Source organism: Flintibacter sp., from assembly GCF_046973065.1.
In genome coordinates, this window is the sequence record NZ_JBKVXZ010000029.1 from 32,959 (window position 1) to 44,666 (window position 11,708).

11 protein-coding genes and 1 riboswitch are annotated in these 11,708 nt (G+C 58.8%); of the genes, 5 read left to right on the top strand and 6 right to left on the bottom strand.

The window, feature by feature from the left end:
* Window positions 1-203: 203 nt before the first annotated feature.
* From ychF to ACLTXB_RS11215, 3 genes are all read right to left on the bottom strand, one after another.
* Complete coding sequence (gene ychF, locus ACLTXB_RS11205) at window positions 204-1,301, bottom strand: redox-regulated ATPase YchF (protein WP_428227034.1); 1,098 nt, start codon at window positions 1,299-1,301, stop codon at window positions 204-206.
* 86 nt (window positions 1,302-1,387) lie between these two features.
* Window positions 1,388-2,680, bottom strand: coding sequence for a tRNA (N(6)-L-threonylcarbamoyladenosine(37)-C(2))-methylthiotransferase MtaB (gene mtaB / locus ACLTXB_RS11210; protein WP_428227035.1), 1,293 nt, complete (start codon window positions 2,678-2,680; stop codon window positions 1,388-1,390).
* Complete coding sequence (locus ACLTXB_RS11215) at window positions 2,677-4,104, bottom strand: AAA family ATPase (RefSeq protein ID WP_428227036.1); 1,428 nt, start codon at window positions 4,102-4,104, stop codon at window positions 2,677-2,679. The genes mtaB and ACLTXB_RS11215 overlap by 4 nt, the downstream gene beginning before the upstream one ends.
* A 267-nt stretch (window positions 4,105-4,371) precedes the next feature.
* Between ACLTXB_RS11215 and ACLTXB_RS11220 the strand changes: the two genes are divergently transcribed.
* From ACLTXB_RS11220 to ACLTXB_RS11235, 4 genes are all read left to right on the top strand, one after another.
* Window positions 4,372-5,250, top strand: coding sequence for an Ig-like domain-containing protein (locus tag ACLTXB_RS11220; protein WP_020989486.1), 879 nt, complete (start codon window positions 4,372-4,374; stop codon window positions 5,248-5,250).
* A gap of 131 nt (window positions 5,251-5,381) precedes the next feature.
* Window positions 5,382-7,304 carry an NAD(+) synthase gene (locus ACLTXB_RS11225; RefSeq protein WP_110441223.1) on the top strand — a complete coding sequence of 641 codons (1,923 nt, stop codon included), beginning with the start codon at window positions 5,382-5,384 and terminating at the stop codon, window positions 7,302-7,304.
* A gap of 43 nt (window positions 7,305-7,347) precedes the next feature.
* Window positions 7,348-7,962, top strand: a complete 615-nt coding sequence (locus ACLTXB_RS11230) for a chromate transporter (protein WP_235397203.1) — start codon at window positions 7,348-7,350, stop codon at window positions 7,960-7,962.
* On the top strand, window positions 7,959-8,528 hold the full coding sequence (locus ACLTXB_RS11235; protein WP_008980047.1) for a chromate transporter: 570 nt from the start codon (window positions 7,959-7,961) through the stop codon (window positions 8,526-8,528). The genes ACLTXB_RS11230 and ACLTXB_RS11235 overlap by 4 nt, the downstream gene beginning before the upstream one ends.
* A gap of 69 nt (window positions 8,529-8,597) precedes the next feature.
* Here the strand turns inward: ACLTXB_RS11235 and ACLTXB_RS11240 are convergent, their stop codons facing one another.
* The 3 genes from ACLTXB_RS11240 to ACLTXB_RS11250 form a co-directional block, all read right to left on the bottom strand.
* Window positions 8,598-9,788 carry a cation:proton antiporter gene (locus ACLTXB_RS11240; RefSeq protein ID WP_428227037.1) on the bottom strand — a complete coding sequence of 397 codons (1,191 nt, stop codon included), beginning with the start codon at window positions 9,786-9,788 and terminating at the stop codon, window positions 8,598-8,600.
* A gap of 49 nt (window positions 9,789-9,837) precedes the next feature.
* Window positions 9,838-9,912, bottom strand: a riboswitch (Fluoride riboswitch).
* 32 nt (window positions 9,913-9,944) lie between these two features.
* Window positions 9,945-10,475 carry an AEC family transporter gene (locus ACLTXB_RS11245; RefSeq protein ID WP_428227038.1) on the bottom strand — a complete coding sequence of 177 codons (531 nt, stop codon included), beginning with the start codon at window positions 10,473-10,475 and terminating at the stop codon, window positions 9,945-9,947.
* Window positions 10,476-10,490: 15 nt separating this feature from the next.
* Window positions 10,491-10,862 (bottom strand): AEC family transporter, encoded by a 372-nt coding sequence (locus tag ACLTXB_RS11250; protein ID WP_428227039.1) that lies wholly within the window; start codon window positions 10,860-10,862, stop codon window positions 10,491-10,493.
* Window positions 10,863-11,023: 161 nt separating this feature from the next.
* On the opposite strand from ACLTXB_RS11250, the gene ACLTXB_RS11255 reads away from it, so the two are divergent.
* Entirely contained in the window at window positions 11,024-11,527 is a 504-nt protein-coding gene (locus ACLTXB_RS11255; protein ID WP_428227040.1) for a shikimate kinase, read from the top strand.
* The last annotated feature ends 181 nt before the right edge of the window (window positions 11,528-11,708 follow it).

Genomic DNA, 11,708 nt, shown 5'->3' on the forward strand with positions numbered 1-11,708 from the left:
AATTACACGTTGAACCGGAACAGGATGATGTCGCCGTCCTGGACGCCCCAACGTGCCAGGCACGTTGGGAACCCCCCAATCTTTTCATTCCGGCCGGACGAAGTGAATTCGTCCGGCCCAATTCTTCGCTGCGCGTCGAATTGACGCGCCAAAAGGCGCGGGACGCGATCGCGCCCTGTCGTCCAGAGCGGCGAGAAAATCAATTACACGTTGAAACGGAACAAGATGATGTCGCCGTCCTGGACGACATATTCCTTGCCTTCGGAGCGGATCAGGCCCTTCTCACGGGCAGCTGCCATCGTGCCGCAGGCCATCAGATCCTCGTAGGAGACAACCTCAGCGCGAATGAAGCCCCGCTCAAAGTCGGAGTGGATCTTACCGGCAGCCTGGGGAGCCTTGGTGCCCTTGGTGATAGTCCAGGCACGGCACTCGTCCTCACCGCTGGTGAGATAGGAAATGAGGCCCAGCAGGGTGTAGCTGGCCTTTACCAGCCGGTCCAGACCGGATTCCTTCACGCCCAGTTCCTCCAGGAACATGGCCTTCTCGTCCGCATCCAGCTCAGCGATCTCAGCCTCCAACTTGGCGCACACAGGAATAACCTGAGCACCCTCAGACTGAGCGCGCTCCTCCACCTGCTTGTAGTAGGGGACGGCCTGAGGATCGGCAAAGCCGTCCTCGTCCAGGTTGGCGGCATAGATGACGGGCTTGAGAGAGAGCAGCTCGCTGGTGCCGATGAGGGCGGCATCGTCCTCACTGATCTCGGAGAGGTAGCTGCGGGCGGACTTTCCGTCGTTGAGCCACTCCTTCAGACCGGAGAAGACCTCCACCTCGTGGAGGAACTTCTTGTCGCCCTTGGCGGCCTTCTGGGCCTTGTCGATGCGGCGGTCCACCATCTCGGCGTCGGCCAGGATCAGCTCCAGGTCGATGGTGTCCATATCCCGGATGGGATCGGTGGAGCCTTCCACGTGGATGACGTTCTCGTCGTCAAAGCAGCGCACCACATGGACGATGGCGTCGGTCATGCGGATGTTGGCCAGGAATTTGTTGCCCAGGCCCTCGCCTCGGCTGGCGCCTTTGACCAGACCGGCGATGTCCACGAACTCAATGACAGCCGGGGTGGTCTTTTTTGGGTGGTACATCTCGCTCAGCTTGTCCAGACGGTAGTCGGGCACAGCCACCATGCCCACGTTGGGGTCGATGGTGCAGAAGGGGTAGTTGGCGCTCTCGGCGCCGGCGTTGGTGATGGCGTTGAACAGGGTGCTCTTGCCCACGTTGGGCAGACCCACAATACCTAATTTCACGGCAGTTCCTCTTTTCCGTTAATCTTCAAAAATGGTCATATTATTATATCGGATTTTCCCTTGTCGCGCAAGGGCCGGATTTGAACTTATACCAGTTCTCCGGTGAGCTGGCTGCCCTCCCGTCCGGTAAGGCGTACCTGGCGCAGCTGGTTGTGAAGGGGGTCCGTGCTGGTTACCCCTACCTGACAGTACCGGGTGGTGTGACCCAGCCATACGCCGTCCCGCTCCTCCTCAAAGAGAACCGGAACGGTCTGGTCCACAAAGGAGTCTAGATAGGCGTGTTCCATGCTCTGGGCGATCTCAGCTGCCCGGTGGGCACGGTCCTCTTTCGTGGCGTTGGGCACCTGGCCGGGCATCTTGGCGGCCGGGGTGCCGGGCCGGCGGGAGTAGGGGAAGATGTGCATGGCGGCAAAGCCGCACTTCTGAATGAAGTCCAGAGTCTGCTGGAATTCATCCTCCGTCTCGCCGGGGAAGCCTACGATAAGGTCGGTGGTAATGGCAGGGCGGTCATAGACTTCGTGGAGGAATCGCACGCTCTCATAATACCGGGACGAGTCATACTTCCGGTTCATCCGGGTAAGCACCGTGTCACAGCCCGACTGCATGGAAAGATGGAAGTGGGGACACAGGTTCTCCAGCGCGGCGCAGCGGCGGCAGAAGTCCTGGGTAATGGTCCGGGGTTCCAGAGAGCCAAGGCGCACACGGATGTGGGAGGGGACCGCCTGACAGATGGCTTCCACCGCGTCAATGAGGGAGGGCTTTCCCTCCAGATCCTGTCCCCAGGAGGAAATCTCAATGCCGGTGAGGACGATCTCCTGATAGCCTGCCTCCACCAGCGATTTGGCCTGTGCAGCGCAATCGGCCAAGGGCAGGGAGCGGATACGGCCACGGGCATAGGGGATGATGCAGTAGGAGCAGAAGTTGACGCAGCCGTCCTCGATTTTCAGCATGGCCCGGGTGCGGCCTTCCAGCCCTCCGGCGGGCAGGTTCTCAAAGGTACGGCGCTGGAAGGGGTCGTCCAGAACGGTGATGCTCTGGTGCTTCTGCCAGGTCTGCTCCAGCAGATCCACAAAGCCGGTGCGGTCGCCGGTACCGGCAACCAGGTCCACCTCCAGCTTGTCCATATCGTCGGGGTGGGTCTGGGAGTAACAGCCGCACACCGCTAAAATGGCGTCAGGAGCGGTTTTTCTGGCCCGGCGGATGACCTGCCGGGACTTTTTGTCACTGACTGCCGTTACCGAGCAGGTGTTGATGACGTAGGCGTCGGCCTCCCCGTCAAAGGGAACCAGGGTGTGGCCGCGCTGGGTGACCAGCTGCTCCAGAGCCTGAGTCTCGTACTGATTTACTTTGCACCCTAAGGTGTAAAAGGCAATTCTCATGTTGTTTCGTCTTCGCTCTCTTTCAGATCTTCAGGAAGCAACTCCATCAGCTGCTCCCTGGTGGGGGCATCCAATTTGGCTACCCGGTCGGATTGGCGGGAGACCGCCTTTTCAAACAGGTTGCGCACGTCCCGGGCGTTGCCGAAGTTCTCGTCCCGCTCCTGGTAAAGCCGCTCCAGATCCTCCTTGGCCCAGGCTGCTCCCTCCGGAGAGAGGGTGTAGCCGTTCTTTTTGCACATGGACTCCAGAATGGAGAAGAGCTGGCCGCCGTCGTAGTCGGCAAAATAGAAGTATTTATTGAAGCGGGACTCCAGGCCGGGGTTGGCGTGGATAAATTTTTCCATTAGTTCGGAGTAGCCTGCCACAATGACGATGAGGTCCTTGCGGTGATCCTCCATGTTTTTCAGCAGCACCTCAATGGCCTCGTGGCCAAAGTCGTTGGGGCTGTCCTGGTTGACCAGGGCGTAGGCCTCGTCAATAAAGAGCACGCCGCCGATGGCCTTTTGAATGACCTCCTGGGTTTTGATGGCGGTCTGGCCTACAAAGCCGGCCACCAGGCCGGAGCGGTCCACCTCCACCAGCTGTCCCTTGGGCAGCACTCCCATGCTGCGGTAGATCTTGGCCAGCAGACGGGCCACGGTAGTTTTACCAGTGCCGGGGTTGCCCAAAAAGACCAGATGGAGAGACATGGGAGGCACAGGGAGCCCGGCCTCCTGGCGCAGCTTGCGCACCTTTACCAGGTTAATGAGGCTCTTCACGTCCTTTTTCACCTGGTCCAGACCGCACAGGCTGTCCAGCTCCTCCAGCAGTTCTTCTAGGGAGGGCTGAGGCTCTTCCTCCTGGGCGGGTTCCTCCTTTGGCGCCTCCTGGACAGTAGGCTGAGGAGCGGCAGGCTGAGGTTTGGTGATAAACTCATCGGCCTTCAAGGGCGGACGATCGCCGGACAGGCCGTCCTTTGTACACAGAGCCAGCAGGGCGTCGGCGCAGGCGTTGACAAAACCGGCCTCCGGCTCGCTGACCACATCGTCCACCGCGGCAAACAGCAGTAAAATCAGGGTGAACTGGTCCACAAAACGACGGGAGAGGGTGGTGCCTTTTCTCCGGTCGTAGTCCCGCAGGGACTGGAAGAAGGCGGGGGGCTGAAAGAGGTCATAGCCCGCCACACCGGTAGCCACCTCCCAGTACAGGGCAGAGGGGGAGGTGTTGGTGCCGGAGTAGATGGCGTTGTAAAACTCCACATGCCGGGGGGTGATTTGGGCGGCGTTATCCGCCTGCCAAACGCCCAGGGCGCAGGTGCGGAAGTAGTCATCCGCCTGCCGCCCAAATTCCATGCGCAAAGTGGGATCGGGGATCCATTTTCGGTATGCACTTACCGCCTCGTCATACTGCTTATGGGCCTGGGCGGGGGTCAGGGTGCCTCTCACTGCTTGGTTCCTCCCTCCGGCTTTGTCCGGTGGACAAAGGGATCTTATTTGTGCGCCGAAGTCCGGCGCGGGTTAGACTCATTATAAAAGAAAGGATGAACCTGGTCAAGAAGTGGGGGCGGTTTTGAGGTGTGTTTACATAATTTCGCCAAAAAACGCCCCAAAGTCTATTTTTTCGTTGACGGCGTGGTTAATTCCTTGTAAAATAGACACTGAGACCGCATGCGGTGTGGTCATCCTTTTTCTAATGATGGAGGTTATCCGTCCATGGCTGCGAAAAAAGCACCCCCCCGTCGGAACACAGATGTGATCCGATGTGAAAAATGTGGCGAAGAGTATTCCGTCACCTATAAACGTTGTCCCTTCTGTGATGAGCGTCCCGGCCGAACTTCTTATGCCGGCGGCGGAAAGCGGGCCAGCGGCAGCGGCCCTAACCCGCTCCAGGTAGGCGGTCTGATCGTGACCCTGGTCTTGATCATTGCCGCAGCGGCGATTGTATTTAAATATGTCTCTCCCCTCCTGTTTGGAGGTAAGACCGTAGATTCCTCTGTGTCCACCAGCCAGACGGATGGTCAGTCCAGCGTGGGCAGCGGGGATAACTCCCAGACTCAGGTAACGGTCAACAGCCTGACCCTCAGCCGCACAGAGGCTGCCCTGCGCTCTGGAGAATCTTATCAGATCATTGCTACCACCGATCCGGAGAACGTGAAGGTGACCTGGAGCAGCAGCAACACAGACATTGCCACCGTGGATGAGTATGGCAATGTGACCAACGTGTATACCGGCACCGATACGGCCACAGTTACCATTACTGCTGCGGCAGGGGACAAGACCGCTCAGTGTGCTGTGGAGTGTACCGGCGACGGCACCGGAACCGGTGTTACCACCGATCCCGGCACCACGACGCCTTCCAACGGTCAGTCCCTGGCCCCCAATACCGAGGCGGTTATCACCGGTGCCACCGGTGGCCTGAACATCCGCTCCGGCCCGGGTACGAACTATGAAACCAAGGCCAGCACGGAAGACGGCGCTACGGTTACCGTTCTGGAGGATGCGGGCAACGGCTGGACCAAGATCAAGTATGCCACCGGCGGAGGTAACTTCGACGAGGGCTATGTGATGACCAGCTACCTGCAGGCAAAGTAAAGATTGATGCAATGAGGACCCCCGAAGCTTTGGCTTCGGGGGTCTTGTGATTTCCTGCCCCTGTCTTGCTTTTCGCCGGGGTTTGGGGTATCATATTCTCTATTGAGAATACCACGAAGGAGGTTTTCGTGATGCGAGATGGATTTATCAAGGTAGCTGCCGGTACGCCGAAAATTCGGGTGGCCGACTGCCGCTATAACGCAGAGCAGATCTTTACTCTGATGCGGGAGGCGGATAAGCAGGGGGTCAAGGTGCTGTGCCTGCCTGAGCTGTGTCTTACTGGATATACCTGCGGCGATCTGTTTTTGCACGACACGCTGCTGAAAGGTGCGGAAGAGGGACTCCAGACGATCCTGGAGGCCACCCGCAATCTGGAACTGGTGGCCGCAGTGGGTTTGCCGGTGAGGGCTCAGTATGACAACAAGCTGTATAACTGTGCTGCTCTGATCCAGAAGGGTGAGATTTTGCACCTGGTGCCCAAGATCCACATTCCCAACTATGGAGAGTTCTACGAGGCCCGGTGGTTTGCCAGCGGCGCTGGGGTAGACACCACGGTGACTCTGTGCGGCCAGCAGGTGTGTATGAGCACCAATGAGACTTTTGCCTGCCAGGAGATGCCCAACCTCATTCTGGGTGTGGAGATCTGCGAGGACCTGTGGGCTCCCGAGCCCCCCTCCGCCGGTCTGGCCCGCAGCGGAGCCACCATTATCCTGAACCTGTCTGCCTCCAACGAGACGGTGGGCAAAGCCGCCTACCGCCGCCAGCTGGTCACCGGCCAGAGCGGGCGTCAGGTGTGCGGCTATGTGTATGCCGACGCGGGTGAGGGCGAGTCTACCACCGACTTGGTCTTTGCCGGCCACAATATGATCGCGGAGAATGGCGCTCTGCTGGCTGAGCGGCGCTTTGCCAACGGTCTGACCATCAGCGAGATCGACGTGGACCGGCTTGCCTATGAGCGGCGGCGGATGACCTCCTTTACTCCCGACCCGGACAAGGAATATTGGCGCGGCGAGTTCTCCCTCACCCTGGAGGAGACCCGACTGACCCGCTTTGTCTCCCCCAGCCCCTTTGTGCCCCAGGACGAGGGCGACCGGGCCGAGCGCTGCAACGAGATTTTGTGCATTGCTGCTCTGGGCCTGAAAAAGCGGCTGGAGCACACCCACGCTAAGACGGCGGTGGTGGGCTTGTCCGGCGGCCTGGACTCCACCCTGGCGGTGCTGATTACTGCTGTGGCCATGCAGATGCTGGATCGTCCGGCCAGCGACATCATTGCCGTTACCATGCCCTGCTTCGGCACCACTGACCGCACCAAATCCAATGCGGTCTTGCTGGCTGAGCGGCTGGGCTGCACCCTGCGCACCATCGACATCGGCAACGCGGTGAAGGTCCACTTTAAGGATATTGGCCAGAGCATGGAGGACCACAGCGTCACCTTTGAGAATGGTCAGGCCCGGGAGCGTACCCAGGTGCTGATGGACATCGCCAACCAGACCGGTGGTTTGGTTATTGGAACCGGCGACCTCAGTGAGCTGGCTCTGGGCTGGTGTACCTACAACGGCGACCATATGAGCAACTACGCCGTTAATGCGGGTATTCCCAAGACTCTAGTGCGTCATCTGGTGTCCTTTATCTCCGACGACAAGGCCCAGGAGGACCGCCAGCTGTCCGATGTGCTCAGTGACATTCTGGATACCCCGGTCTCTCCTGAACTGCTGCCCGCCATTGAGGGCAAGATCAGCCAGAAAACGGAGGATCTGGTAGGCCCCTATGAGCTGCACGACTTCTTCCTCTATCACATTCTCCGCTGGGGCTTCTCGCCCAAGAAGGTGTTCCGGCTGGCCCTGTATGCTCTGGGAAGCCAGTACGACCGGGCGACCATCCTGAAGTGGCTCAAGAATTTCTACCGCCGCTTCTTCTCCCAGCAGTTCAAGCGCTCCTGCCTCAGCGACGGACCTAAGGTGGGCTCTGTGGCCCTCAGTCCCCGTGGCGACTGGAGAATGCCTTCCGATGCAGTGGCCTCTTTGTGGCTGGATGAGCTGGAGGGGCTGGAATAAAGCACATATAGAGCGGGAGATTGTTGTCTTGGGAGGCTTTTGATTGAATATCTATCTGGATCTGTTTTTAACCTTTGCGAAAATCGGTGTCTGTACCTTTGGCGGTGGCTATGCCATGCTGCCCATCCTCCAGCGGGAGGTTGTAGAAAAGAAGGGCTGGGCCACGGAAGAGGAACTCACCGACTATTTTGCCATCGGCCAGTGCACCCCGGGCATTATCGCGGTGAATACCGCGACCTTCATTGGCCACAAGTATAAAGGCGTTTTGGGGGGGATTTTGGCAACCCTGGGTGTGGTATTTCCATCCCTTATCATCATTACCATCATTGCCGCATTCCTGAAAAACTTTGCAGAGTATCCGGTGGTAGCTCATGCTCTGGCGGGAATCAACGCTGCGGTGGTCGCTCTGATCGCTGTGAGTGTGTTCAAGCTTGGCAAGAGTACCTTGAAAGGGAAAATCGCACCGTGGATCTTTGTTGGGGTGCTTCTGCTGGCTCAGGGCGGAGGGCTGTTCAGCGATTCTCTTGCCCTGACCGGTGTGGCGGCAAGCATTGTCTCCACCATCACCTCCCCGGCGGTACTGGTCGTACTTTCCGGCGTTCTGGGCTGGTTTCTCTTCTACCCCCGCAAAGAAGGCAAGGGAGGTGAGAAGGCATGATGGTTTTGCTGCGGCTGTTTTATGAGTTTTTCAAAACCGGACTCTTCTCGGTGGGCGGCGGCATGGCCACCATCCCCTTCCTCCAGCATATGGGAGAGACCACCGGGTGGTTTACCAACGGAGATCTGACCACCATGATTGCCGTCTCCGAGTCTACCCCCGGCCCTATGGGCGTCAACATGGCCACCTACGTGGGCTTTGAAATCGCCGGTATTCCCGGCGCGGTGATCGCCACTCTGGGGCTGATTACCCCGTCCATTATTGTGATTTTGATCATTGCCGGGTTCCTGCAGAAATTCCGCCACAGTAAGGGTGTGGAGGCTACCTTCTCCGGTCTGCGTCCCGCCTCCACTGCGCTGATCGCCTCAGCAGGGCTGAGCGTAGCCTGGTCGGTCTTTACCGTTACCAACCAGCTGGCGCCGGACAGCTTTCCGGCGATTCGCTGGCGCACGGTGCTGCTGGCAGCGGCGGTGTTCGTGTGTATGAAGTGGACCCCGCTGAAAAAGCTGCACCCCATCTTGTTCATTGCCGCCGCTGCGGTGGTGGGGATTATTTTCCAGTTCTGAGCAATGAGCGAAACAGAAACATGCCCATAAAAAACAGGCCTCGGCACAGCGTGCCGGGGCCTGTTTGCATCATTCGGGAGGACGCTGGGTGAGTAGCTTGGGATAGCTGCGGTCGATGGCCAGGGCGCCCAGAGGAGCGGTGACCAAAATGGCGATGACCGCCACGGTGAGTACGATCTGTCCGCAGCCCAGGCCCATAGCCAGGGGCACGCCGCCGATGGCAGCCTGGACGGTGGCTTTGGGGAGATAGCCCAGCACACAGAAGAGCTTTTCTTTGGGGCTGAAATGAGCGCCGCTGACGCACACCAGAACGCCCACCGCCCGGAAGCACAGAGCGCCCAACACGGCCAGAATGGCCATTACGCCCGCACTCAGAGCGTAGCGCAGATCCACCGCCGCGCCCACCAGCACGAACAGGGCCACCTCAGCGGCAACCCACAGCTTGGAGAATTTCAGGCTCAGCCGCTGGGCCACAACGGAACGCCACCGCTGCAGGCCTACTCCGGCGCCCATTACGGCCAGAAGACCGGAGAAGGGGAAGATCCCCTCCAGAGCATCCTCTGCTGCCACCAGCAGGAAGGCCAGGGACAGCAGGATCACCACCTTCACCGAGTCCCGCATATGGACACGGCGGAACCATTGGGCCAGCAGCCACCCCAGCAGCAGGCCTGCCGCTACGCCGGTGAGGATGGAGGCGGGAATGCTCAATACAGCTCCTGCAGTCAGCCCTGTGCCGCCGGAGGCCAGTCCGGTGAAAGCGGTGAACATGACGATGACAAAGACGTCATCCACCGAGGCACCGGCCAAAATAAGCTGGGGGATACCCCGGTCCACACCCCAGCCCTCTTCGCTCAAACGGATCATCCGGGGCACGATCACTGCCGGGGATACCGCTCCCACCACGGCTCCCATGATGGCGGCATCCAGGGTGGAAACGCCCAGCAGCGCAGGAGCCAGCAGGGTCATGCCCAAGATTTCAAAGCAGGCGGGGACAAAGCACATGAGGATTGCCGGGCGGCCCACCCGATTCAAAGCCTCCACATCCAGGGAGAGGCCTGCCCGGGTCAAAATAATGATCAGCGCCAGCTGCCGCAGGTCTGCCGAAATATTCAGCAGGCTGTCGGACAGCAGATTCAGGGCATAGGGACCTAATATCATGCCCGCAATGAGCATACCCACCAAAGAGGGCAGTTTCAGGCGTTTTGCCAGCGCGCCCAGGGCCATGCCCAGCAGCAGGACCAGTCCTAAACTTGTTAACATACCATTTTCTTCCTTTCCGGGGCAGCAAAAAAGCTGATGCCCCTGCAAAAAAATCGCAGAAGCCATCAGCCTTGTAGGCGGTTTAGTCCCGAAGGACAAGGGAGACCTCATTCCCTTTATTGCGTGGGACAGGATACCATATCCTGCCCCCCTTTGTCAAGCGCCGATGAGATAGCACCACACCGGAATGGTGAGCATGGACAGCAGGGTGCTGAGTACCACGCATTTGGTGGCAAACACTGCATCGCTGCCATACCGGGCAGCGAAGATGGCGGCGGTGGATCCGGCAGGCATACCGGTCATGATCACAGCCACGCCGGTGGCCACCGGCTCAAGCCCCAGAGCCAGGGAGATCCCCCAGGCCGCTGCGGGCAGCAGCACCAGACGCAGGGCGCTGATCCACAATGTGGTTGGGTTGACGATGGTAAGCAGAGGCACATCCACCAGAATGGTGCCAATGATAAACATGGTAATGGCGGTATTGCAGTTGCCGATGCCTGTAATGGTGGAGGTGAGCAGGGTGGGCAGGGGAATGTGCAGGAGCATGATTGCCATGCCGATGTACACAGCTACCAGGCAGGGGTGGGTGAGAATGTTGCGCACCACCTTCTTTTTGTCGGTGCCTCCGGCCACAAAGTAGGAGGTACCAGCCGACCACATGACAATGCGCATGGGAATGAGATACATAGAGGCGTAGAGCAGTCACAGAGTGCCGTAAACTCCTTCCGCTACGCCGTTGCCCAAAAAGCCGCCGTTGGATACCAAGGTGCAGTATTTCAGCACCTTGTTTTGGGCCTCCGGGTAATTTTTGTAGAGAAATTTGTTGAGAATCACGCTGATGATCTGAATGGCCAGGGCAACGACCACCAGAATCTCGCAGGCGCGGAGTACGGAGGAGTCCAGGTCAATCAAACAGGATTTCAAGATATTGCAGGGGATGATCACATTGACGCACAGATCGGTCAGGCACCGTCGACCCGCCTCATCCACGATGCCCAGCTTTTTGACCAGAGCGCCCACTAAAATCATCAAAAACAGGGTTCCCTGGATGTTGAACAGCTCCAGTAATTCCATGGCCTGCCTCCTTCATATCGGTCGGTTTTCTTCTCTCTTGGTTCATTATAGCACCGACATGGAAAAAAAGGAACGCCTCTGGGATGTGTCCCCCTTCCTTTTTCCACAAAGATGTGGTAAACTTTTAATGTTATGAATTTCGCCAAGAGAGGGAACAGACTGTGTACAATATTACCTTGATCGGAATGCCCGGTTCGGGCAAGAGCACCGTGGGTGTTTTGTTGGCCAAGGCCCTGGGCTTTGGCTTTTTGGATACCGATTTGGTTATTCAGCAGCAGGAAGGAGCCCTGCTTCAGGATATTTTGGACCGCCGGGGCGTACCCTATTTTCTGGACGCAGAGGAGCGGGCTGTGTGCTCGGTCCGGTGTGACCACCACGTCATTGCCCCGGGCGGCAGCGTGGTCTGCCGGGAGGGAGCCATGGCCCATCTGAAGGCCATGGGCCCGGTGATTTATCTCCGGGTGCCTCTGGAGGAACTCAAGCGCCGCATCCACAATCTGGACTCCCGGGGCATCGCCCTGGAGCCCGGTCAGACGCTGGACGATATCCTCACCATCCGCGCCCCTCTCTATGAGACCTATGCCGACTACATTGTAGATGCCCTCCCTGGACAGGAGCTGGCCCAGAGTGTAGCCCAGGTACTGGAACTGGTCTCGGCGCAGTGACACCCCAGCCCGCAGGGAACCGCGGGCCGGCCGCCTCGGGGCGTCTCCCCACCGCTGCCGAATGAAAAGAAGGAACGAACACCATGACATTTGAAGATCTGGGGCTGTGTCCCCAAATCCTGGCTGCTCTGAAGGAGGAGGGCTATGAAAAGCCCTCTCCCATCCAGGAGCAGGCCATTCC

What these genes read in the sequence shown, in the direction of transcription:
- mtaB (WP_428227035.1), bottom strand. Translation starts at nt 2,680, where the DNA reads ATGAGAATTGCCTTTTACACCTTAGGGTGCAAAGTAAATCAGTACGAG.
- ACLTXB_RS11220 (WP_020989486.1), top strand. Translation starts at nt 4,372, where the DNA reads ATGGCTGCGAAAAAAGCACCCCCCCGTCGGAACACAGATGTGATCCGA.
- ACLTXB_RS11225 (WP_110441223.1), top strand. Translation starts at nt 5,382, where the DNA reads ATGCGAGATGGATTTATCAAGGTAGCTGCCGGTACGCCGAAAATTCGG.
- ACLTXB_RS11235 (WP_008980047.1), top strand. Translation starts at nt 7,959, where the DNA reads ATGATGGTTTTGCTGCGGCTGTTTTATGAGTTTTTCAAAACCGGACTC.
- ACLTXB_RS11240 (WP_428227037.1), bottom strand. Translation starts at nt 9,788, where the DNA reads ATGTTAACAAGTTTAGGACTGGTCCTGCTGCTGGGCATGGCCCTGGGC.
- ACLTXB_RS11245 (WP_428227038.1), bottom strand. Translation starts at nt 10,475, where the DNA reads ATGTATCTCATTCCCATGCGCATTGTCATGTGGTCGGCTGGTACCTCC.
- ACLTXB_RS11250 (WP_428227039.1), bottom strand. Translation starts at nt 10,862, where the DNA reads ATGGAATTACTGGAGCTGTTCAACATCCAGGGAACCCTGTTTTTGATG.